Genomic DNA, 22,731 nt, shown 5'->3' with positions numbered 1-22,731 from the left:
CCTCGTTTACATATTTTACTTGTGCTGATATGATGCCAAGTTTAACAAAAAATCATGGAGTTATCAAAATGGCTGTGTTTTCCCATTGTTTTCCCGAAAAGAAAAATCAGCAACTTGAATTTCTTCTAAGTTACTGATTTTCAGCGTGGACCAGCCTGGGCTTGAACCAGGGACCTCCAGATTATGAGTCTGTTGCTCTAACCAACTGAGCTACAAGTCCTGAATTCTGTTGATTCGGATGCAAAGGTAATGCCTTTTTGCCAATTATCCAAATATTTTTTGCAAAACTGACTAAAAATGGCTAACTTTACCGCCAATTATCCTGATAGGGAAAATCATTTCTTTACATAGGTGTAAAACTAATGTGGAGTGGGTTCTATCCGGTAGAATCGGGGAGAGGGAAACCTTGACCGAGAAGAAATAGAGAGGTGATGCTGGCCGTGAGGGGGCAGTTGCAAAAAAAACAAGGAGGAAAACAAGCCTTGCAGGAAAAGAATAACAGCTTATGAAGACTATACAGATAACGAAAGATATGGAGCCGATGAATCCGTGTGTGGCCACCATCGGCTTTTTTGACGGTGTGCATCGCGGGCATCAGTATCTCATACGCAAACTTATTGCCGATGCCCGGGCGGAGGGAATGGAGTCGACGGTGATCACTTTCGACTTGCATCCGCGCAAGGTGCTGCAAAGCGACTACCAGCCGCGTATGCTTTCCACGCTCAGCGAGAAACTGCTTTTGCTCTCCAAAACGTCGGTGGACAACACGGCGCTGCTGCACTTCGACGAGGAAATGGCCCGTATGACGGCCCGTGAGTTTATGGAACAAATACTCAGAGACAAACTCAATGTGCGGAAATTGTACATCGGGTACGATCACCGGTTCGGACACGACCGCAAGGAGGGCTTCGATGACTACGTGCGCTATGGCCGGGAATTGGGCATGGAGGTGGTTTTGTCGCAGGCGTTCGAATTGAACGGTGTCAATGTGTCGTCGTCAGTGGTACGCTCGTTTCTGGAAGCCGGTGAGGTGGAAATGGCCGAGATGTGCCTCGGCTATCCTTATACCATCGTGGGGAAGGTGGTCAAAGGGTATCAGGAAGGACGTAAGATGGGTTTTCCCACGGCCAATCTTGACACGACCGGTTTCGACAAACTGATTCCTGCACCGGGTGTGTATGCCGTGAAGGCGCGGTTGGAGAACAGCATGGAGATGAAGCGGGCCATGATGAACATCGGTGTAAGGCCCACATTCGGAGGAACAGAGACTACACTTGAGACTTATATACTCAACTTCGGGGAGGACATTTACGGCAAGATGATGCTCGTCAGTTTTGCCCATCGCATCAGGGAAGAACAGCGGTTTCCGTCGGCAGAGGCGCTCAGGGAGCAGTTGGAGAGAGACGAGAAAATGGTGGAAGAACAATTTGAAAAAGATTTGGAACGTGAATAAGAAATTGAGAACTTCGCTCGATGTAGTGTTGTATGTGGTAGTCTACCTGCTGTTGCAGTTTGTCGTGCATCTTGTAGGCGCAAGTATCTATGCAGCCGTGGAGGGTGTAGACGCTCAAACCGTCCTCGCCGGGATGGCCGTCGGTGAATACGGTTGGCTGTTGGCTGTGGAAATGGTCGTCAGCAGCGGATTGGCGATATGGCTTTTTCTACGTTTGAGATGGGCTCCCGTTTCTCGTGACTATCTGGCTTCGAAACCATGGACGGCCCTCGTGTGGGTGGCTTTGCTCACTTTGGGGCTCCTGTTGCCCTCGCAGTGGCTCTACGAACAGCTACAGGTGAGCATGTCGGAAGACTATCAACGGCTCTTTGAGGGCATCCTCAAGGAGCCTTGGGGATATGCCGCCATCGGGCTTTTAGCTCCGTTGGCCGAAGAAATGGTGTTCCGTGGAGCTGTGTTGCGCACGCTGCTTGGCCTTTTCGACCGTCGCCGGCATTGGTTGCCCATCGCCATCTCGGCACTTCTTTTCGCTCTTGTGCATTGGAATATGGCACAGGGGCTTCATGCTTTTCTCATGGGGCTGCTCATCGGTTGGATGTATTACCGCACGGAGAGCATCGTGCCCGGACTTGTGCTTCATGGGGTGAACAACTCTGTGGCCTACATTGTCTACAACCTGATGCCCCAAGCGGGTAGCGGCGAACTGATAGACCTTTTCCAAGGCAACCGCCACACGCTCTATATGGCTCTTCTCTTCTCGCTTTGCATTCTGCTTCCGAGTGTCTTCCAGCTGACGCGCAGGATGAAGAAGGCTGCTGCAGAATGAGCCACTTTGAGCATTTTGGGCGTGACCTGCCATTGTGTTTTTAGACTGAAAGGATGGCAAACTGCCAAAAGAATCAGGGCTGCCGGTCTTGCGACCGACAGCCCTTTTTCTACGTTAGTATGTTATGAAAAATTTGAGAGAATTGAAACTTCACAGCTTCAAAGTTGTTTTGTTTTACTAAACATGATTTATAGAGAAAGCATAGAAAATTATCTTATTTGATGATGGAACCGGCTGTTGGTGGTGTTGCCGGCTCAAGATTGCTTTGTTGCAGGCTGTCAATGACAGCCGAGTCGCCCATGGCAACCGATGCCCCGGGATGCGGATGGATGCTTTCCGGAACGCTATAGCCTTCATTGTCGTTGAATGGAACCTGCATCGCATTGCCCAAAGTGAGGAAGATGGCCACCACGGCGGCAGCCTTGAAGAGGGGTTTCAGTCGCTGTCCCAAAGGGATGATGCGTGCCTTGACAGATTTCCGCTCGATCATCGACAGGATTCGTTCGTCGAAGTCGTCTCCCAGCACGTTGGCCTTCTTTTCGGTCTGCCCGTAGGCAAACAGAGCCTGATAGGGCAGCAGTTCGGCCGGAATGTCTTTCTGGCTGAAGAAAGCGCGAAGAATCTCCTCTTCCTCAAGAGTAGTCTCGCCATTCCAGTAGCGCTCCAAAAGCTGGTTGATATACTTATAATCCATATTTGTCGAATTCTTGATAACGTTGTTTGATGTTTTGCCGGGCTCTGAAGATGTTCACTTTCACTTGTTCTTCCGTGATGCCCAGCACATCGGCTATTTCCTTATAGGGCTTTCCTTCAAAGTCTCTGAGCTGCATACAGCTGCGTTGCTTTTCGGGCAGTTCGTCCACGAGTCGCTTCACGATGGCCATGCGGTCTTTTTGCAGCATTTGCTCGTAGGGATTGGATGAGTGGTCGGCCCTTTCGGTGTTGGCATCGTCAAGCGAATCGTTTTGGTTGTCTTGCTTTCTGATGCGGTCGAGTGAGAGGTTGCGGGCTATGGTGAGACTGTAGGCCTCGATGGAGTCTATCTCGTTCCAGCGCTCGCGGGCGTTCCAGACTTTGATCAGCGTGTCCTGCACGATGTCTTCGGCTTCCGCGTTGTTGAGCGTGATACGGAGAGCAAGCCGGTAAAGTTCGTTCTTCAGCGGCAGGATATCATTTCGGAAACTGATCGTTTTCATCTTCTCTCTGATATAATGACGATTGGGGGAGGGGAAAGTTACAGAAGGGGGAGGGTGTTTTGTTTGTTTTAATATTTATTAACGGGTTGGTGGGAAGGATTCGACAGCGTCGAATCTTACCCAACCCGGGGAGGAGGGCTGCCTTGGTTGAGGGTTTGGTGCTACTTGGTTGAAAAGCGGTTTTATGAAAGCGGGTACTCCGGAGGGTTGCTGTGGAGGTGGTGCAGAGATGCTGCACGCTCCGTTCATAGGCCGTGCACGGGTGGTGCATGAACCGTGCACGGATGGTGCAAACGGTTTGCACCGTTCCGAGGGCTTCTCTTACAAAACCGAGATACAGCTTTATCACCTTTTGATGACAGTGCCGTGGTGTCCGTCGATGGCTGTAGCGAGGGTGATGATGACTTCTTTCACGCCGGCATCGACGGCGGCGAGGGCGTTTTCGAGTTTGGGAATCATGCCGCCGGCTATGGTCCCTTCGGCCACGAGCCGATTGAAGTCGGAGCGGGTGATGACGGGAATCACGCTGTCATCGTCGTCGGGTCGGGCAAGTACGCCTTTTTTCTCAAACGAGTAGACGAGCGTCACATCGTAGAAAGGGGCGAGGGCTTTGGCCGTCTCGCCGGCTATGGTGTCGGCATTGGTGTTGAGGATGTTGCCCCGGCCGTCGTGGGTGAGCGGTGCCAATACGGGGGTGATGCCTTTTTCGATCAGTGCTGCGAGTCTGTCTCCATCGGCATGTTCCACGTCGCCTACGAAACCAAAGTCGATGGGGGAGGTGTTGGGTGTTGGATGTTGGGTGTTAAGGGAGGGTTGAGATGAGGCGGGGAGTAATACCGGCGGACGCTTTCTGCTGCGGATGATGTCCATGTCGGCACCGGTCAGCCCCAGCGCGTTCACTCCGTTGGCTTGGAGCTTGGCCACGAGATTTTTGTTGACCAGTCCGCCATAAACCATTGTTACCACCTCCAGCATACCGGCATCGGTGATGCGTCGGCCGCCCACCATTTTGCTTTCGATGCCCAGTGCGGCGGCCACCTTGGTTGCCCGGCGACCGCCACCATGCACAAGGACTTTGCGGCCCGGGAGGGCGGCAAAGTCCTTGAGCAACCGGTCGAGACTGTCGGGAGCCTCCACGACAGCGCCGCCCACCTTTATAATAAAGAGCTTCTCTTTTTCCTTCGTTTCCATTGGTTGGTTTCTCTATCGTCCCTTTTCCTCTCCCCCGTCTGTGGGGCAAGGAGAGGAGACTTTGTCGTTATTCCAAATAGGTGTATCCGTAGAGCCCCGAACGGTAGTTGCTCAGGAATTCTTTGCCCTCTTCAAGGCTGATTTTGCCTTGCTTCACGCTCTTGGTGACCCAGATTTCGAGCTGGCGAACGAGTTTCTTCGGATTGTACTGTACGTAGTCGAGCACTTCTTCCACTGTTTCGCCATCGATGATTTGGTCGATGTGGTATTGCCCGTCTTTCACTGAGATGTGCACGGCATTGGTGTCGCCAAAGAGGTTGTGCATATCACCGAGAATCTCCTGATAGGCCCCCACGAGGAACACACCGAGATAGTAAGGCTCGTTGCGCTTGAGCGGATGCACGGGCAGCACGTGGCCCACATGCCCGTCGGTGACGAAGTTGGCTATCTTGCCGTCGCTGTCGCAGGTGATATCCTGCAAGGTAGCGTTGCGGTTGGGTCGCTCGTTGAGCCGCTGGATAGGCATGATGGGGAAAAGTTGGTCGATGGCCCAACTGTCGGGGAGCGACTGAAAGAGCGAGAAGTTGCAGAAATACTTGTCGGCCAGCAGTTTGTCGAGCTTCCTCAACTCCTCCGGTGTATGCTTGAGCGACTTAGCCAACACGTTGATTTCCCGGCACACACTCCAGTACATGCTCTCTATCTCGGCCCTTGTGCGCAGGTCTACGATGCCGTGGCTGAAGAGGTCGAGTGCCTCCTCGCGTATCTGCTCGGCATCGTGCCAGTCTTCGAGCATGGATCGGGGATTGAGATTGTCCCAGATGTCGTAGAGGTCTTTCACCAACTGGTGGTCGGTCTCCTTAGCCTCAAACTCCTCTGGCATCTCCGGCAGCGAAGCCGTCTCGAGCACGTCGATGACGAGCACGGAGTGGTGGGCCGCCAGCGAGCGTCCGCTCTCGGTGATGATGTTGGGATGGGAGATGTCGTTCTTGTCGGCTGCATCGACAAAGGTGTAGATGCAGTCGTTCACGTATTCCTGAATGGAGTAGTTCACCGAACTCTCACTCGACGACGAGCGTGTTCCGTCGTAGTCCACCCCGAGGCCGCCCCCACAGTCCACGAAGTCTACGTTATAGCCCATCTTGTGCAGGTTGATGTAGAACTGTGCCGCTTCGCGGAGCGCCGTTTGTATGCGCCGGATTTTCGTTATCTGGCTTCCTATGTGGAAGTGGATGAGGCGCAGGCTGTCGTGTAGCCCCTTCTCATCGAGCATGTGCAGGGCTTCAAGCAGTTCGGAGGAGTTGAGGCCGAATTTGCTGGCGTCGCCCCCGCTGTCTTCCCACTTGCCCGAACCGCTCGACGCGAGCTTGATGCGGATGCCTAAGTTGGGTTTCACGTTGAGTTTTTTGGCAGCTTTGGCAATGATTTCCAGTTCGTTGAGCTTTTCCACCACGATGAAGATGCGCTTCCCCATCTTTTGGGCAAGCAGTGCCAGTTCGATGTAGCTTTGATCCTTGTAGCCGTTGCAGATGATGAGCGAGTCGCTCTGGCACTGCACGGCGATCACAGCATGCAGTTCGGGTTTGCTGCCGGCCTCCAGCCCCAGATTGAACTTGCGGCCATGTGAGATGATCTCTTCCACCACCGGCTGCATCTGGTTCACCTTGATGGGGTAGATGATGAAGTTTTCCCCCTTATAGTTATATTCTTCCTTGGCCTTTTGGAAGCAGCTTGCCGTCTTCTCGATGCGGTTGTCAAGGATGTCGGGGAAGCGCAGAAGCACCGGTGGCGTGACGTCGCGCAGTGCCAGCTCGTCCATCACGTCACGCAAGTCTATCTGTGTGTTGTCCTTGCAGGGTGTGACATAGACGTCGCCTTTGTCGTTGACGCCGAAATAGGAAGTGCCCCATCCGTTGATGTTGTAGAGTTCCTTAGAGTCTTCTGTGGTCCATTTCTTCATAATCCTAAAAGCTTTTTGGCTTTAGCTACCGATATTTTTATTTTGTCGTAATTGTCCATTAAGTTCACATCAAGGGTGTATTGGGCTTTCTCGTAGAACGGTTCGCGGGCCTTCAGATGCTCACCGATGAAGCGTTCCACCTCCTCGGGTGTCTTGCCGAGCAGCAGCGGGCGCACTGTCTTACCCATTTTCAGATGCCCATAGAGCACCTGCGGAGAGGCTTTCAGATAGAGTGTTGTGCCCTGATTGTTCATGTAGTCAATGTTGTCACCGAAGCAGGGAGTCCCCCCGCCACAGCTGAGCACGATGTTTTCAAACTCGGCCACCTCGTGGAGCAGGTTACGCTCTATCTTTCTGAAACCCTCTTCTCCGCCCTCGTCAAACAGCTGCTTCACCGTTTTGCGCATCCGGTTTTCGATATACCAGTCAAGGTCGTAGAAATCCATGCCGAGGTCTTTGGCCAACGCCTTGCCCACGGTGGTCTTGCCGGCCCCCATGTACCCTATGATGATGATTCTTTTCATTTTCTCTTTCTTCTCGCCGGCTTGGGTTCGGGGGCGTTGTTCACGATGTCCATACACTCCTCGAAGGTGAGTTCGGCTGCGTGCTCGTGCTTGTCCTTGGGCATACGGTAGTTCTTCCCGTCGTAGGCTATGTAGGGGCCGTATCGTCCGTTGAGCACCTCGAGCTTTGCGTCTTCGGCAAAAGTCTTGATGTGGCGTTCCTTCTCCTGTTCACGTTTTTTGATGATGAGTTCGATGGCCGTTTCCAGCGAGATGGTCATCGGGTCTTCCTCCTTGGGCAGCGACACATATTTCTTGTTGTGGAGCACGTAAGGGCCGAAGCGGCCGGCACCGACTGTGACTGTCAGACCCTCAAACTTGCCCAGTGTGCGGGGCAGCTTGAACAGTTCGAGTGCCTCTTCGAGCGTGATGGTCTCGATGCTCTTGTCAGCCGGGAGCTGAGAGAAGCGGGGTTTCTCCTTGTCATCGGCCGAACCTATCTGTACCACCGGACCGAAGCGTCCTATCTTCACAAATACCGGTTTGCCGCTTGCCGGGTCGGTGCCCAGTTCCCGTTCGCCGGCCTTATGCTCGCTCCGGGCGTTCATCACCTTTTCTACGGTGGGTTCAAACGACTTGTCAAACTGCTTCATCATCTTTGTCCATTCCGTCTTTCCCTCGGCCACATCATCGAACTTCTGCTCCACGTTGGCCGTGAAGTTATAGTCCATGATTTCGGGGAAGTTCTCCATGAGGAAGTCGTTGACCACGATGCCAATGTCTGTAGGCAGCAGTTTGCCTTTCTCCGAGCCCGCCATTTCCTTTTTGGTCTTCTGCGTCACCTTGATGCCTTTCAGCGTGTCGATGGTGTAGGTTCGTTCTTCCCCCTTCTTGTCCCCCTTCTGCACGTATTCGCGCTGCTGTATGGTGGAGATGGTGGGGGCGTAGGTTGACGGCCGGCCGATACCCAACTCTTCGAGTTTGTGTACCAGACTGGCTTCGGTATATCTGTTGGGACCTTGCGAGAAGCGTTCCGTGGCAGTCACCTCGCGCCGTTGCAGTTCGTCGCCCTTTCTCATGGCAGGGAGCGTGTGCAATGAGTCTTCCGTGCCGTTGTCGTCATCGTCGGTCGATTCGCGGTACACCTTGAGGAATCCGTCGAACACGACGACCTCACCGCTGGCCACGAACTTCTCCTCCGTGTTGCTGATGTCGATGTTCACAGTAGTCTTCTCTATCTGCGCATCGGCCATCTGCGAGGCCGCCGTTCGCTTCCATATCAGTTCGTAGAGCTTCTTTTCCTGCGCCGTCCCTTCTATTTGCACCTCGTTCATGTAGGTAGGTCGAATGGCTTCGTGGGCCTCCTGTGCCCCTTTCGAGTGCGTGTGGTAGTTGCGTGGCTTGCTGTATTCCTCGCCCCAGAGTTTGATGACTTCTTCCTTGCTGGCGTTGATGCACAGTCCGGAGAGATTCACCGAGTCGGTACGCATATAGGTGATGCGTCCGTTCTCGTAGAGCCTTTGGGCCACCATCATGGTCTGGCTCACGGTGAAACCCAGTTTGCGGGCTGCTTCCTGTTGCAGGGTGGAGGTGGTGAAGGGTGGAGCCGGTGTGCGTTTGAGCGGTTTTTTGGCCACGCTGTCCACCGTGTAGGTAGCCGACTTGCACTTTTCGAGAAACGTTTCCACCTCTTCGTGGGTCTTGAAGCGTCGGTCGAGCTCGGCTTTTACCTCGGTTGCGCTGCCGTCTTCGGCAATCAGGGCAAAGATGGCGGTCACCCGGTAATAGGGTTCGGTCTTGAATGATTGTATTTCGCGTTCCCGCTCCACGATGAGTCTCACGGCCACGCTCTGCACACGGCCGGCTGAGAGAGCCGGTTTCACCTTGCGCCACAACACCGGAGAGAGCTTGAAGCCCACCAGACGGTCGAGCACGCGGCGTGCCTGCTGTGCGTTCACAAGGTTCATGTCCAAATGTCTCGGGGTCTCAATGGCTTTGAGGATGGCCGGTTTGGTGATTTCGTGAAAGACGATGCGGCTGGTTTTCGCCTCGTCCAGTCCCAACACCTCGCAAAGGTGCCACGAGATGGCTTCTCCTTCGCGGTCTTCATCGGACGCGAGCCAAATCTTCTTGGCCTCTTTGGCGTTTTTCTTCAGTTCGTTGACGAGCTTTTGTTTCTCGTCGGGAATTTCATAAGTGGGCTCAAGCGTGTCTTCATCAATGCTGAGCTCTTTTTTCTTCAAGTCGCGGATGTGGCCGTAGCTTGACATCACTTTGAAGTCTTTTCCTAAAAACTTTTCAATGGTCTTGGCCTTTGCGGGGCTCTCGACTATTACCAGATTGTCTTGCATAATTCGTCTGTATCTGTTATTTAGGCGGCAAAAGTACGCAAAAGTTTGGCTTATACCTTATTATATAAAAGTTTTTTTGTTTTTTTAATGATTGTGGCGCGTGTTTCTTGTATGTTTTGACAGAAAGACTTTGATGCCCCGACTGATGGAGTCGAGTCCGAATTGGTCTGGATGAAGTTTGTGGAAGGGGATCCACAGGCATTCAGCAGCATCGTCGTGAGCATGTAGATTGGTCGTGCTATCTACCTCGCAAAAGAAAAATTGGTCGAGTGTGGGAATCAAGAGACCGGAATAAAGGTAGGTGTTGGATTCGCTAAACAGATACCGTACACTTGTCACATGTAGCCCCGTTTCTTCCAAAACTTCCCTTACTATCCCTTCCTCGCTTGTCTCTCCGATGTCGGCAAAGCCTCCGGGGAGGTCAAGTGTGCCTTTGGCGGGAGCTTTTGCGCGTTTTACCACGAGAAGTTCGTCCTGTTCATTGACAATCAGGGCCACGGTGGCCGCACTCGGGTTGAGGTAATACTCAAATCCGCATGCGGCACAACGCTTGCTTTTTTCGTCTTGTATGTCGAACCTGTCAGCCCCGCATCGTGGGCAGAAACGGAACAGTTCCAAAGGATGTTTCATGACAGAAGGGACGGTTTACCAATCGTCTGTGCGGAAGGGGAATAGTGGCAGCAGCGCACCGTTTTTCACATTGCCATAACCCCAGTTGCGGAAGGCGTAGCGCACGGCCACCGGTTTCTTCACTTCCGGACTGGTGATGATGATGCCTTTTGTCCAGTAGTAGGAGGCGCTGGCCTTGTGAAACACACGGTCTTCACCCGCCACTTCAAAGCCTTGGAGGTCTTCATAGCGGCTGATGGCACCATAGTCGTTTTTCAGATGCACGTAGCAGGTGTCATTGCTCACGGTCATGTCTTTGAACTCCGGACTGTCGCACCAAATACTTTTCATGCCGTAGGTTTTGTTGAGTGCCTGATAAGCCAGTCGTTCGCCCACTTGCTGCTTCTGCGCAGGGTGTATCTGTTGACTCTGGTAGGGATAAACGAGGTCGTCGGTACACACGATGCCGCTGTTAGGAATGACTTTTGAGGCCTTGAATTGCTGCTCACGCAGTCGTGCTCCCCAGTCTCCATTCGCGTCGCCATTGTAATAAGGAGCTATCTGGACGAAATAAAAAGGTATGTTGCCAAGTTTGAAATCGCGCCGCCACTGGCTTACGAGATCGGCCAACCGGCGTGTGTATTGCCCGGCAGGGTCGCCCACATTAGAACATCCTTGGTAGAACAGGATGCCTTTTACCGTGTAGTTGAGAATAGGGGAGAACGTGCCGTTGCCCCATACGAGCGGATAATGGAAATCCCACTGATACTTTTTCTTGTACACGGCCGGGTCGAGTGATTCTGCCGTATGGGTTTTCAGGTAGGCCTCGTCAAGCCAACTCTCTACGCGTGTGCCGCCCTTGTTGGCCATGATGAGGCCCACGGGGATATCAAGCGCCTTATTCACCACCTGCGCGAAGGCATATCCTGTGGCCGAGGCATCGCCCACAGTCTGTGGCGAGATGGTCTGCCATTCGCAGTTGGCATCTTCGAGTGGACGTTCGCTCATCACGCTCGGTATCTTCACAAAGTGTATGCCCTTGTATTGAGGAGCTTCTATCACCGCCCGGTTGTAGCCCTCCACAGGACAGTTGTCAAAACCTTTCATCGGCATTTCCATGTTCGACTGTCCTGCGCACACCCACACCTCGCCTACAAGTACGTTTCGCAGCGTGGTCTGTTCGCCGTCATTAAACGTGATAGATTGTGGCGTGTAGCCGGCAGCGGGTGTCTTTACTTTCACGATCCATTGACCGTCTTTGTCGGTTTTGGCCGAATATTTCTCTTCCGACCACGATACCGTGACATCCACTTTCTGTCCCGGTCGGTCCCATCCCCACAGACGAGCCTCCGCATTTTGTTGTAAAATCATGCCGTCTCCGAGGATGTGCGGCAACTTCACTTTTGCCTGTGCGCTCAAGCTTGTCGCCAAGAGTGCAGCTATGATGATTTGCTTTCTCATGTGAAATTAGGTAGATAATTCATTTGCAATATTACGAAAAAAAATCCTTTGCGCCAAGATTTTCCCTTTGTTTTCCGCAAGTCGTGGATAACGAGGTTCAACTTCTTCATCCATGCTGTCCATTACAGGATGGTCATCTGTTGATGCCTCTGATTCCAAATCTGTCTGGCCGAGAGTAGCGGGTTTTGCCATTTTGCTTGTCAAGTAGTGAGGGCCGGTGTTCTTGTTGTCGGTTTTCAAGTGGCATGATGGGTGGTAAATGAAGAGTCCCCGCATTGTGGAAGTGTTCACAGTGCGGGGATTTTTTTCGTTATCTTTTGGCGATGAAACCGTCTCTTTTAGAGCAGGGCTTGGATGTCGGCATCAAGGTTCTTGATTTGGCTGGGGCCCTTGGCCACGCTATTGTCGCGCCCAATGAGGAAGTAGGCAGGTAGTCCGGGAGTGGCTTGCAGATAGACATTACTGATGCCCCGGTCGTCGCGCACGCTTATCCAAGGCAGTGCCGCGGTTTGGGTTTTCCAAAAATGCTCGTTTTCATCGAGCGAAACCTGGTATATCTCAAACCCTTGAGCATGATATTTGTTGTAGAGGTCGCGCAAAGCCATGATGCGCTTGGGCGACTGGTCGGATGCGAACACGTGGAAATCAAGCAGAACCACTTGTCCCTTGAGATCGGTCAGGTGGCGTTCACGGCCCTTGTTGTCGGTGAGTGGCAGGTCTATGAGACCTGTTACCTGTACTTTGGAAGCGTCGATGGCGGCGGCACGCCTGTTGTTTTCCGCAATACGGATGTTCTTTAAGCCTTCTATGGCGATGTTATGAAGGTTTTTCCCGCGTTCGGCATCGGGGTAGTAGGTGTCCCAACTGGTGGCTACGGCGGCAAAGACTTTCACATCATCTTTCTCCGAACGGGGATTGAAAATGAGCGTGGTGGTCGAACCGAGATTGATGGTCTGGAAAAGGGCGTAGTAGGCGTATGCTTTCATGGGGGCCTTGAAGATGTAGTTGCGCTTCACGTTGTCCTTGTAAGCGTCGATGGCAGCCTGTATGGCGAGCGTCGTGCTGTCGGCTCCCATGCCCGGTGCGGCGGCGAGCGCGTTCACACGCGCCTGCAAGTCTATCTGCATCAAGGCCAATTCTTTGATCTTCCGGCAATTTTCCGAACCATTCACCTCATATTGATACCACATGGTGGGGGCTGCTGCCTTCACACTGACAGTTTCGGTGGAGTCGATGGAAAGGTTGATGGACTGGTTGCCGATGCGCAGGCGGTAGAATTCGGGAGCATCGTTGCGCTCCTCGCTGAAAGCAAACGAGCCGTCCTTTTCAAGTTTCACAGAGTCGATTTTCACCGGGCCGTCAAGTCCGATGTTCTCCAAATAGAGCATGGAGTCTTCGGCCTCGGCAATGTTGCCGTTGATGTGGAACTTTCCTTTGGAGCAAGAGGTGATGGTCAGCACGGCCAGCGCGAGGGCCGAAACCGACAGCAGTCCGGTTATTTTCATGTTCGTATGACTTTCGTTTTGTTTTGCATGCAAAGTTAATATTTTAAATTGAAAACAGGAAAACGGCGGTTGATATTTTGCCGGAAAAGCAAAATAATCAGGCCTTTCTTCTTTTTTTAATTATAAAATAGGTATCTTTGCCCCGATTATTACATAAGATGTTAGTCGAAACAATAAAGTTTTAATTTTTTTAGATGAACGTAATTACGAAAACAGTTCAATTGCCTGATGGAAGAACCATCACGATTGAGACCGGAAAAGTTGCAAAACAAGCTGATGGTGCTGCGGTTCTCCGCATGGGCAACACAGTACTCCTCGCAACTGTTTGTGCAGCAAAGGACGCCGTTCCGGGTACAGATTTCATGCCTTTGCAAGTAGATTATCGTGAGCAGTACAGTGCTGCCGGCCGTTTCCCCGGCGGATTTACCAAGCGCGAAGGCAAAGCCAACGACGACGAAATACTCACTTCTCGTCTTGTGGACCGTGCACTGCGTCCGCTTTTCCCTTCTAACTACCATGCAGAAGTTTATGTACAGGTGATGCTTCTTTCAGCCGATGGCGTTGATCAGCCCGATGCGCTTGCTGGTTTTGCTGCATCCGCAGCCATGGCTTGCTCAGATATTCCTTTCGATTATCCCATCTCCGAGGTTCGTGTGGCCCGTGTTGGTGGCGAGTATGTCATCAACCCCACCTTCCAGCAGATGGCCGATGCCGACATGGACTTGATGGTCGGTGCCACCAAAGACAATATCATGATGGTGGAAGGCGAGATGAAAGAGGTTTCGGAGCAGGATCTTATCGGTGCGCTGAAGGTTGCTGCCGAGGCTATCAAGCCCATGTGCGAACTTCAAGAGGAGCTCTCCAAGGAGTTGGGCACCGATGTGAAGCGCGAATATGACCACGAGGTGAACGACGAAGAGTTGCGCGAGCAAATCAAGAGCGAGCTCTACCAGCCCGTTTACGATGTCAACAAGCAGGCACTTGAGAAACATGCACGCCAGGATGCTTTCGACAAGATATTGGAAGACTTCCTTGAGAAATATGACGCTGCACACACCGAACTCTCTGAGGACGAACTCGACGAGAAGCACGCCGAGGCCCATCGCTACTACGATGATGTGATGCGCGATGCCATGCGTCGCTGCATTCTCGATGAAGGACTGCGCCTCGATGGTCGTGCCACCACCGAGATACGCCCCATCTGGAGCGAAGTGTCTCCGCTGCCCATGCCTCATGGAAGCGCACTCTTCCAGCGTGGCGAAACGATGTCGCTCTCTACCTGTACGCTCGGCACCAAATTGGACGAGAAACTGGTGGACGACGTGCTCATGAAGGGCTATCAACGTTTCCTGCTCCATTACAACTTCCCCCCGTTCTCTACCGGCGAAGCCAAGGCCCAGCGTGGTGTAGGCCGTCGCGAAGTGGGTCACGGTCATTTGGCTTGGCGCGGATTGAAGGATCAGATCCCCGCCGACTTCCCCTACACCGTGCGCCTTGTGAGTCAGATTCTGGAGTCTAACGGTTCCTCTTCTATGGCCACGGTATGTGCCGGTACGCTCGCTTTGATGGATGCCGGTGTTCCGATGAAGAAACCGGTGTCGGGCATAGCCATGGGCCTCATCAAGAATCCGGGCGAAGACAAGTATGCCATCCTCAGTGATATTCTCGGTGATGAGGATCACTTGGGCGACATGGACTTCAAGACCACAGGCACCAAGGACGGTCTGACGGCCACGCAGATGGACATCAAGTGCGACGGACTGTCGTTTGAAATACTCGAAAAGGCTCTCATGCAGGCCAAAGCCGGCCGCGAGCACATCCTCAACAAGATGATGGAGACCATCTCCGAGCCGCGCGCCGAGATGAAGCCGCAGGTTCCCCGCATCGAGGCATTTGAGATACCCAAGGAGTTTATCGGTGCTGTGATAGGCCCGGGCGGTAAGATTATCCAGCAGATGCAGGAAGATACCGGTGCGACCATCACCATTGACGAGACCGACGGTGTGGGCAAGGTGCAGGTAAGTGCCCCCAACAAGGATGCTATCGACGCCGCCATAGCCAAGATCAGGAGCATCGTGGCCATCCCGGAAGTGGGCGAGGTGTACGAAGGCACTGTGCGTTCCATCATGCCTTATGGCTGCTTCGTGGAGATTCTGCCGGGTAAGGATGGCCTGCTTCACATCTCTGAAATCGACTGGAAGCGCCTCGAAACCGTTGAGGAAGCCGGCATCAAGGAGGGTGACAAGCTCAAGGTGAAGCTCATGGAAATCGATCCCAAGACCGGTAAGTACAAGCTTTCCCGCCGTGTGCTGCTCGAAAAGCCCGAAGGCTATGTAGAGCGCGAGCGCCGTCCGCGTCGCGAAGGAGGTGACCGCGGTGACCGTCGCCCGCGCCGTGACGGAGGCGAGCGTCGTGGTTTCGGTGATGACCGCCGCTTTGGTGGCGACCGTCAGCCGCGCCGTTTCGAGCATCGTGACAACGACGGCTATCAGCCGAAGGAGTTCAACGACTCGCTCGATCACAACGATATTGACTAATCCACGGATTAGCCCATCAATCAAAATCCCCGCATTCATCGCGAATGCGGGGATTTTCTGTTGGTTTTAATACCCTGAAGCCGATGCCCGGGCAGCAAAAGGTTATGATGTGTCTTGAAAAGTCAAAGTGCCCCTTAGCCTTCAAATAGAGAGCCTATCTCTCTTTCGTGATGATGCTCATGCCCTCTTCCACCGCCTGCATGTTGAGCGGGATGAGGTTGTGGTGGCGCTCGGGCAGACTCTTTTTGAGTGCCTTCTTCAGTCCGTCAGTGCTCACCACGGCACACACTTTCAGCAGTCCGCCGAGCACAATCATGTTGAACACCTTGGAATTTTTCATCTCCGTGGCCTTGTCCATGGCATTGATGCGGTACACAGAGATGTCTTCCCGCGTGGGTGGATTGAACACCCCGAAACCGTCGTAGATGAGGATGCCACCCAGTTTGAGCTTAGGCTCGAATTTGTCGAGCGACGGCTGGTTGAGCACGATGGCCACATCGTATTTGCTGAGTATGGGCGAAGAGATGCGCTCGTCGCTCACGATGACCGTCACGTTGGCCGTACCGCCTCGCTGTTCGGGCCCGTAGGCCGGCATCCACGTCACTTCCTTGTTTTCCATCAGCCCCGAATAAGCCAGTATTTTGCCCATCGAGAGCACCCCCTGGCCTCCGAAGCCCGCTATGATGATTTCCGTTTTCATTGTGCAGTAGTGTCTTTTAAGTCCCCTTTGGGATATTTTTTGAACATGTTCTCGGTCATCCACTCGTTGGCCTCCTGCGGACTGAGTTTCCAGCCGCTGTTACAGGTGGATACAATCTCCACCAGCGAAGAGCCTTTACCCTGCATCGACGCCTCGAAAGCCTTGCGTATGGCCGCTTTGGCCTTGCGTATGGCTGCCACTGTTTCCACACTTTGCCGGCTCACGTAGCATGTCCCTTCAAGATGGGCGGCCAGTTCGGTGATGTTGAGTGGGTAACCGTGCAAGTCGGGTTCGCGTCCAAAGGGGCACGTGGCGGTCTTCTGTCCGAGCAGAGTTGTCGGAGCCATCTGTCCGCCCGTCATGCCGTAGATGGCGTTGTTGATGAACACGATGGTGATGTTTTCCCCTCTGTTGAGGGCGTGGATGGTCTCCGCCGTACCGATGCAGGCCAAGTCGCCGTCGCCCTGATAGGTGAATACCAATCGGTCGGGCCACAACCGTTTGATGGCGGTAGCCAGTGCCGGAGCCCTGCCGTGCGGGGCCTCCTGCCAGTCGATGTCGAGATAGCGGTAGGCAAACACCGCGCAGCCTACCGGACTCACCCCAACGGTCTTTTCGCTCATGCCCATGTCTTCTATCACCTCGGCCACGAGCTTGTGTACCACTCCGTGGCTGCATCCCGGACAGTAGTGCATGGAGGTGTCGTTCATCAGCGTCGGCTTTTGATAGACGATGTTTTCAGGGGATATGATGTCTTTTTCTGTATCCATAGTCAAATGTCTTTATGTTGTTGCAGTCTGCCTTATTCCGGTAGGCTCTTGAGTGCTTTCACGATTTCTTCGGGGTCGGGCACGATACCACCCAAGCGTCCGAAGTGATCCACGGGGATGGTGCCGTTGACTGCCAACCGCACATCTTCCACCATCTGGCCGGCGTTTATCTCGGCCACGAGTATGCCCTTCTTGCCTTTCGAGGCTTCCATGATTTCCTTCGACGGGAACGGCCAAAGCGTGATGGGACGGAAGAGTCCCACCTTAATGCCCTTTGCGCGGGCTGTCTCCACACTCTTTTCAGCTATGCGCGAGGCACTGCCGAAGGCTACAATCAAGTAGTCGGCATCGTCGCAGAGCGTTGTTTCATATCTCACTTCCGTTTCTTTGAGGCGCCGGTATTTCTCTTGCAGATGCAGGTTGCGCACCTCCATCACCTCGGGTTTCAGTTCGAGCGAAGTGATGATGTTGGGTTCTCGGTCACGGGTGCGCCCGATACTGGCCCACGGGCATTCTTTCTTGATTTGTTCTTCCGTTCTCCGTGGTTTCATCGGTGGCAGCACCACCTTCTCCATCATCTGTCCGATGACCCCGTCGCTCAGGATCATGGCCGGATTGCGGTATTTGAAAGCCAGTTCGAAAGCCAAATCCACGAAGTCGGCCATCTCCTGCACTGAGGCCGGTGCCAGCACAATCACGTTGTAGTCGCCATTGCCTCCTCCGCGCGTGGCTTGGAAATAGTCACTCTGGCTGGGCTGTATGGTCCCCAATCCCGGTCCGCCACGCTGCACGTTGACGAACACGCCCGGCAGTTCGGCCCCCGCCATGTAGGATATTCCCTCCTGCATGAGGGCTATGCCGGGGCTGGAACTGGTCGTCATCACACGCTTTCCGGCTCCGGCTCCGCCGTAGACCATATTGATGGAAGCCACTTCGCTCTCCGCCTGTAGCACCACCATGCCCGTGGTCTCCCACGGTTTCAGCAGGGCGAGTGTCTCGATGATTTCGCTTTGTGGGGTTATCGGGTAACCGAAATAGCCGTCGGCCCCGCACCGGATGGCGGCGTGGGCGATGGCTTCGTTACCCTTCATCAGTGTTATTTCTTGTTCTGCCATACTCGTTTTGTCGTTAAGTTCTGTTTAGAGTTTCTTCCGATACACGGTGATGCAACCATCGGGACACACAATGCCACATGCTGCGCAGCCCACGCAGGCCTCTGCATTGATGGTCTCCACGTAGGGATAGCCGTGTACGTTCACTTTTTTTGCAGCCAGGCGGATCACACCAAACTTGCAGGCCGCAACACACAGGTTGCACCCCTTGCAGCGTTCCGTATTTACCACGATGGCCCCTTGAATCTTGCTCATATCTTGTTCGTGTTTTCAAAAATCGACGGCTAAGGGTTGTACAAGTCTTTGCAGTAGAAGGCGAAGATGCTGTCGAGCATCTCCTTGGCCTGCACGGCCGGGCTTTCCGGGTCGAGTGCGATGGCCTCCAGATAGCACTCCATGGCCTGTCGGAAATCTCCCCGTCTGCGAAACTCGTTTCCTTTTAAGTAGTAATCCTCAGAAGTCATATTGCGTTTTCTTTCTGATTGCTAAATTAAGAAAATCTGAATGGAAACGGACTGAATAAGTATGCGATTTAAGCTATATTAAAATTGTTTCACTAAAAAATGCGCACAGCCTTTTGGTGTGTGCAATTTTTCTTGTCTGTGTGGAGACGGTTGTGTGGCCCGGTGGTTGCATGGTGCTATCTTTCGGGCGTTGCCGTCGTGCCAACACGTGTTAATTATCAACAAAAAAACAAATAGAGAGGTAGGCCGTTTCCGAATTTTATGTAGATTTGCAGGACAACACAAAAAGAGAGATTATGAAGAAAACAACCATCAAAATGGTGACTCTGCTTGTCGTCCTGCTCTCGATGAGCTGCACCGGCAACAGCCGCACCAACACAAAGGAGAACAACATGAACAAAGAACAAGCCGAAATCTATCTCGCCGGAGGATGTTTCTGGGGGACGGAACAGTATCTCAAACAAATAAACGGAGTGGTGGACACCGAGGTGGGCTATGCCAATGGCAACACCGACAGGCCTACATATAAAGAGGTGTGTACCGACCGCACGGGGTTTGCCGAGGCCGTACATGTGGTCTACGACCCCTCGCGGCTGCCCTTGTCGCTCCTCGTGCAACTCTATTTCAAGTCGATAGACCCCACATCGCTCAACCGACAAGGCAACGATGTGGGCACGCAGTATCGCACGGGCATCTACTACACCGCCCCGGCCGACGAGCCGTTGATTGCTGCCGAACTCGCCAAACTGTCGAAAGCCTATGGTCGTCGCCTTGCCATAGAGGTGTTGCCGCTCAAAAACTTCTACAAGGCCGAGGACTATCATCAGGACTATCTCGCGAAAAATCCCGGCGGCTACTGTCATATTCCGCAAGCTCTTTTCGACATGGCGCGTGAAGCCAACAAGGCTGAAGGGCGGCCTGTGGCCTACACCAAGCCCGCTGCCGACGAACTGAAGAAGCGGCTCACGCCCGAACAATACGAAGTGACGCAGCATGCCGCCACCGAACGGCCTTTCCAAAACGCCTACTATGACGAGTTTCGCGAGGGCATCTATGTCGATGTGACCACGGGCGAACCGCTCTTCCTGTCCACCGACAAGTTCGAATCGGGGTGTGGATGGCCGGCTTTCTCCAAGCCCATCGACAACCATTTGCTGCAAAACCTGCACGACACTTCCCACGGTATGGACCGCACCGAGGTGCGCAGTGCCAAGGGCAATGCCCATCTGGGCCATGTCTTCAACGATGGGCCGCGCGAGAGCGGCGGTCTGCGCTATTGCATCAACAGTGCCTCCCTGCGTTTTGTGCCCAAGGCCGACATGGAGAAAGAGGGCTACGGCGAATACATCAAGCTCATAGAGCCTGCGAAAGCATCGAAGCATTAAACCCGTGCCGATGCAGGGTCGAAAGGGCAGTTGTGGGGAACTTGGTCTCCATGCCGCCCTGTCGCTCCGCAAATACACATCATCTGTAATATCAAAAGACGATAAACTATGGGTTGTTTAGGAAACCTTCTTTGGCTTCTTTTTGGCGGACTGGCCACCGCCTTCGAGTATTTCACAGCCGGACTGGTGCTCTGCCTCACCGTTGTCGGCATTCCTTGGGGGCTGCAGGCCTTCAAGTTGGGCGTGTTGGCTCTCTGGCCTTTCGGGTCTCACGTGGAAGAAGTCCCCGGAAGTGGCGGCTGTCTCGACACCTTGATGAATGTCATCTGGTTTTTCATCGGTGGTTTTTACATCTTCCTCACCCATGTCTTCTTTGGGTGTCTGCTCTACATCACCATTGTCGGCATCCCCTGGGGGCAGATGAATTTCCGCTTGGCCCGCCTCGCCCTTTGGCCTTTCGGCAAGCGTGTGGTGTGAGTTTCTCCCCATGCGGGCTATCCCCTATCCTCTTGGGGGCATATCTCTCCATTCGGTTTGAAAGCCCCGGAGTATGTCAAAATCTTTCATTCGTCATTTGCAAATGGGCTTTAAATGCCGTATCTTTGCATGAGCAAGGGAAGCGCACACACGCTTCCCTTTTTTTCAGCAAAACTCCCAAAGAGCCTTTTTTACCCTGACGTGGAATGTCGCCCGGCCAAAATAAGCCGATGAAACGGCCTTTTTTGGATTGCCATTCGGCCCGAATGAGCTTCCAAGTGTGGCCCTTTTGCAAGGTCGTTTGGGCTTAGTGGGAAAATCGATGGGGCGGATAGGGCGAATGAGGGGGATGGGATTGAGTGGAAAGGTGGAAATGGAAAAATCGCGTGTAAGGCTTTTTCGAAATCTTTAATAGTTCGTGCTATACACTGCATAGCCCTCCTTTCCGGGGAGGACAGCCTTGTTTCGTCTGCATTTTAAGTAAATGGTGAAACCGGAATGTAAATAGGATGAAAGTGAAATGACGCTGAATGGCCTTGTCTGTAGTGGTCGGCTACGGATATTTGTATCGGAAAATGATAGAAAGTTTTGCTGTTTGCAGCTTTTTATTTATCTTTGCGAATATTAATCGGCTTGTATCGGAGGAATGCCGGAAAAGGGGAAATGAAACTATTGCCCGGCGGCGTGAAATATCGTTTTTCCCGGATTCATGGCCCTGACAGTTAGGATTTTTCAAAACTAATATTATAAATGACAAAAACAAAACGACTTATGAAAAAGAAAATCACGCTATCGCTGATTCCTGCATTGTTGTGTCTGCTGCTGTCGGCTTGCAGTGACAGCGATGATCCGCAGCCGCAATTCACCATTCAGCTTGCTCCCACAACGCTCACGTTGACAGAAGGGGAGTCAGGCAATGTTGCTGTGAGTGGTGCTCCCGATGGTGCAACTATCACTTGGGCATCCGAAAATGCCAATATTGCCAAGGTGTCCGACGGTAAGGTGGAAGCTGTCGTTGCAGGAACAACCAACATTGTGGCCACGGCGCAGGTCAATGGCGAGACGGCCCGGGCCAAGTGTGCCGTGACTGTAAAGACAGCTCCCGGCAAACTGATCGTGAAGTTTGCCGATGCCAACCTTAAAAAGCAGCTGCTGGCTCTCAAACCGTCTATCGATGTCAACAACGATGATGAGATCTCCGTGTCGGAGGCACAAGCCGTGACTTCCATTGATATTCATTTCGAAACCAAGGAAGATGCCGAAGGAGCAAAGGTGATCAGAAGTCTCGGAGGACTGGAGTATTTCACCAACCTGCGTTCGTTGAATCTCAAAAACCAGTCTGTCACGGATGCCTCTCCCGTCTTCAAACTCGCTAAGTTGGAGCAACTTGTCCTCGGCGGCAATAACATCAAGACGCTTGACCTTTCGGCCATGACTGCACTGAAAGACCTCCGCCTTTACGACAATGCCAGGCTGACGACGCTCGACCTGTCGAAAAACACCCAACTTGAGGAACTTTATATTCAGCGCACAGGCATTTCGTCGCTTGACATTTCTATGTTGAAGAAGCTGACACTGCTCCTTGCCAACGGTGCCCGGCTCACCTCGCTCAAGGCCAACGACCTGCCGGAACTCGACCGCATTGATGCTGTGAAGAATCAGCTCACTACACTCGAAGTGACCAACCTGCCTAAGCTCACACAACTCCATGCCGACAACAACAAGCTGACGAGTGTGAAGTTGGAGAATTTGCCGATGTTGAATCGCTTGAACCTCTATGCCAACAAGTTGGAGACGATCAATCTCGATCTGCCCCGGTTGCTGTTCCTCTTCCTGCACGAAAATCCTTTGAAGTCGCTCGACATGAGCAAGTTACCCATGCTGCTCCAAATATCGGTATCCAACACCAACCTCACTACGCTCGACTTTTCCCACAATCCTATCATCCGGAATGTCGAAGCCACCTATATGCCGAAGTTGGAAGAAATCAACCTGCGAAATGGGGCCGAATTCAACGATGAAAGCGAATACCTTATCATTGAAGGAAACACGGCACTGAAACGGATTCGTGTGGATGCAGGGGATGAAGAAAAACTTGTGAAGACCCTCGTGGGCAGTAAAAAAATCTCCGTTGTGGCAGAATAATTTCTTTTTTGAGCGATCAAGAAAGTCTTTACACTGCCCAAATAGAATGGTTTGATAAAATCAAGTAAAGAAGGAAAAGCCATATC

General features: G+C 52.8%; 21 protein-coding genes and 1 tRNA gene. 6 read left to right on the top strand and 16 right to left on the bottom strand.

Translation table 11 applies throughout. The features are described 5' to 3' along the window. Positions 1 to 146: 146 nt before the first annotated feature. A tRNA-Ile gene (locus tag HMPREF6485_RS02325) sits at positions 147 to 220 on the bottom strand. Between the two features lie 285 nt (positions 221 to 505). On the opposite strand from HMPREF6485_RS02325, the gene HMPREF6485_RS02320 reads away from it, so the two are divergent. Both HMPREF6485_RS02320 and HMPREF6485_RS02315 read left to right on the top strand, forming a co-directional pair. Beyond that, positions 506 to 1,453 carry a bifunctional riboflavin kinase/FAD synthetase gene (locus HMPREF6485_RS02320; protein WP_004344390.1) on the top strand — a complete coding sequence of 316 codons (948 nt, stop codon included), beginning with the start codon at positions 506 to 508 and terminating at the stop codon, positions 1,451 to 1,453. Beyond that, positions 1,446 to 2,279 carry a CPBP family intramembrane glutamic endopeptidase gene (locus HMPREF6485_RS02315; RefSeq protein WP_004344389.1) on the top strand — a complete coding sequence of 278 codons (834 nt, stop codon included), beginning with the start codon at positions 1,446 to 1,448 and terminating at the stop codon, positions 2,277 to 2,279. The genes HMPREF6485_RS02320 and HMPREF6485_RS02315 overlap by 8 nt, the downstream gene beginning before the upstream one ends. Positions 2,280 to 2,493: 214 nt before the next feature. Here the strand turns inward: HMPREF6485_RS02315 and HMPREF6485_RS02310 are convergent, their stop codons facing one another. From HMPREF6485_RS02310 to HMPREF6485_RS02265, 10 genes are all read right to left on the bottom strand, one after another. Continuing rightward, positions 2,494 to 2,973: a hypothetical protein gene (locus HMPREF6485_RS02310; RefSeq protein WP_004344387.1), complete on the bottom strand. Its 480-nt coding sequence runs from the start codon at positions 2,971 to 2,973 to the stop codon at positions 2,494 to 2,496. Next, positions 2,963 to 3,475 carry an RNA polymerase sigma factor gene (locus tag HMPREF6485_RS02305; protein WP_004341320.1) on the bottom strand — a complete coding sequence of 171 codons (513 nt, stop codon included), beginning with the start codon at positions 3,473 to 3,475 and terminating at the stop codon, positions 2,963 to 2,965. Before HMPREF6485_RS02305 ends, HMPREF6485_RS02310 begins: the two co-directional genes overlap by 11 nt. A 345-nt stretch (positions 3,476 to 3,820) precedes the next feature. Further along, entirely contained in the window at positions 3,821 to 4,666 is an 846-nt protein-coding gene (argB, locus tag HMPREF6485_RS02300) for an acetylglutamate kinase (protein ID WP_004341317.1), read from the bottom strand. A gap of 67 nt (positions 4,667 to 4,733) precedes the next feature. Next, entirely contained in the window at positions 4,734 to 6,626 is a 1,893-nt protein-coding gene (gene speA / locus HMPREF6485_RS02295) for a biosynthetic arginine decarboxylase (RefSeq protein ID WP_004341315.1), read from the bottom strand. Further along, a complete protein-coding gene (locus tag HMPREF6485_RS02290) occupies positions 6,623 to 7,150 on the bottom strand; it encodes a shikimate kinase (protein ID WP_004344385.1) in 528 nt (175 codons plus the stop codon). Before HMPREF6485_RS02290 ends, speA begins: the two co-directional genes overlap by 4 nt. Continuing rightward, entirely contained in the window at positions 7,147 to 9,480 is a 2,334-nt protein-coding gene (gene topA / locus HMPREF6485_RS02285) for a type I DNA topoisomerase (RefSeq protein WP_004344384.1), read from the bottom strand. Before topA ends, HMPREF6485_RS02290 begins: the two co-directional genes overlap by 4 nt. Before the next feature lie 84 nt (positions 9,481 to 9,564). Next, positions 9,565 to 10,110 (bottom strand): NUDIX domain-containing protein, encoded by a 546-nt coding sequence (locus HMPREF6485_RS02280; RefSeq protein ID WP_004344381.1) that lies wholly within the window; start codon positions 10,108 to 10,110, stop codon positions 9,565 to 9,567. A gap of 15 nt (positions 10,111 to 10,125) precedes the next feature. Beyond that, complete coding sequence (locus tag HMPREF6485_RS02275; protein WP_004344379.1) at positions 10,126 to 11,550, bottom strand: sialate O-acetylesterase; 1,425 nt, start codon at positions 11,548 to 11,550, stop codon at positions 10,126 to 10,128. Positions 11,551 to 11,556: 6 nt separating this feature from the next. Continuing rightward, positions 11,557 to 11,742 (bottom strand): hypothetical protein, encoded by a 186-nt coding sequence (locus HMPREF6485_RS02270; RefSeq protein ID WP_155814380.1) that lies wholly within the window; start codon positions 11,740 to 11,742, stop codon positions 11,557 to 11,559. Between the two features lie 146 nt (positions 11,743 to 11,888). After that, complete coding sequence (locus tag HMPREF6485_RS02265) at positions 11,889 to 13,055, bottom strand: TlpA disulfide reductase family protein (RefSeq protein WP_004344374.1); 1,167 nt, start codon at positions 13,053 to 13,055, stop codon at positions 11,889 to 11,891. Between the two features lie 194 nt (positions 13,056 to 13,249). Between HMPREF6485_RS02265 and pnp the strand changes: the two genes are divergently transcribed. Beyond that, on the top strand, positions 13,250 to 15,592 hold the full coding sequence (gene pnp, locus HMPREF6485_RS02260) for a polyribonucleotide nucleotidyltransferase (protein WP_004344372.1): 2,343 nt from the start codon (positions 13,250 to 13,252) through the stop codon (positions 15,590 to 15,592). Positions 15,593 to 15,746: 154 nt separating this feature from the next. On the opposite strand, the gene HMPREF6485_RS02255 is transcribed toward pnp, so the two are convergent. Genes HMPREF6485_RS02255 through HMPREF6485_RS02235 form a run of 5 tightly spaced genes read right to left on the bottom strand, consistent with a single transcriptional unit; the run spans position 15,747 to position 18,638 of the window. Further along, complete coding sequence (locus tag HMPREF6485_RS02255) at positions 15,747 to 16,292, bottom strand: 2-oxoacid:acceptor oxidoreductase family protein (protein ID WP_004344368.1); 546 nt, start codon at positions 16,290 to 16,292, stop codon at positions 15,747 to 15,749. Continuing rightward, positions 16,289 to 17,062 carry a thiamine pyrophosphate-dependent enzyme gene (locus HMPREF6485_RS02250; protein WP_004344366.1) on the bottom strand — a complete coding sequence of 258 codons (774 nt, stop codon included), beginning with the start codon at positions 17,060 to 17,062 and terminating at the stop codon, positions 16,289 to 16,291. Before HMPREF6485_RS02250 ends, HMPREF6485_RS02255 begins: the two co-directional genes overlap by 4 nt. Positions 17,063 to 17,094: 32 nt before the next feature. After that, positions 17,095 to 18,177 carry a 3-methyl-2-oxobutanoate dehydrogenase subunit VorB gene (locus HMPREF6485_RS02245; protein ID WP_004344365.1) on the bottom strand — a complete coding sequence of 361 codons (1,083 nt, stop codon included), beginning with the start codon at positions 18,175 to 18,177 and terminating at the stop codon, positions 17,095 to 17,097. Between the two features lie 24 nt (positions 18,178 to 18,201). Further along, on the bottom strand, positions 18,202 to 18,429 hold the full coding sequence (locus HMPREF6485_RS02240; RefSeq protein WP_004341295.1) for a 4Fe-4S dicluster domain-containing protein: 228 nt from the start codon (positions 18,427 to 18,429) through the stop codon (positions 18,202 to 18,204). Positions 18,430 to 18,458: 29 nt separating this feature from the next. Beyond that, positions 18,459 to 18,638, bottom strand: a complete 180-nt coding sequence (locus HMPREF6485_RS02235) for a tetratricopeptide repeat protein (RefSeq protein WP_004341293.1) — start codon at positions 18,636 to 18,638, stop codon at positions 18,459 to 18,461. Positions 18,639 to 18,934: 296 nt separating this feature from the next. Between HMPREF6485_RS02235 and msrB the strand changes: the two genes are divergently transcribed. The 3 genes from msrB (at position 18,935) to HMPREF6485_RS02220 (ending at position 22,645) form a co-directional block, all read left to right on the top strand. Next, positions 18,935 to 20,023: a peptide-methionine (R)-S-oxide reductase MsrB gene (gene msrB, locus HMPREF6485_RS02230; protein ID WP_004344364.1), complete on the top strand. Its 1,089-nt coding sequence runs from the start codon at positions 18,935 to 18,937 to the stop codon at positions 20,021 to 20,023. Between the two features lie 108 nt (positions 20,024 to 20,131). Then, positions 20,132 to 20,500 (top strand): YccF domain-containing protein, encoded by a 369-nt coding sequence (locus tag HMPREF6485_RS02225; RefSeq protein ID WP_004341289.1) that lies wholly within the window; start codon positions 20,132 to 20,134, stop codon positions 20,498 to 20,500. A 771-nt stretch (positions 20,501 to 21,271) separates the two neighbouring features. After that, complete coding sequence (locus HMPREF6485_RS02220; protein ID WP_248622200.1) at positions 21,272 to 22,645, top strand: Ig-like domain-containing protein; 1,374 nt, start codon at positions 21,272 to 21,274, stop codon at positions 22,643 to 22,645. Positions 22,646 to 22,731: the final 86 nt, after the last annotated feature.

It is taken from the genome of Segatella buccae ATCC 33574 (genome assembly GCF_000184945.1).
Taxonomy (GTDB): Bacteria; Bacteroidota; Bacteroidia; order Bacteroidales; family Bacteroidaceae; genus Prevotella; species Prevotella buccae.
The sequence above is the reverse complement of the archived record's forward strand: the minus strand, read 5'-3'. Positions and strand labels throughout refer to the sequence as shown.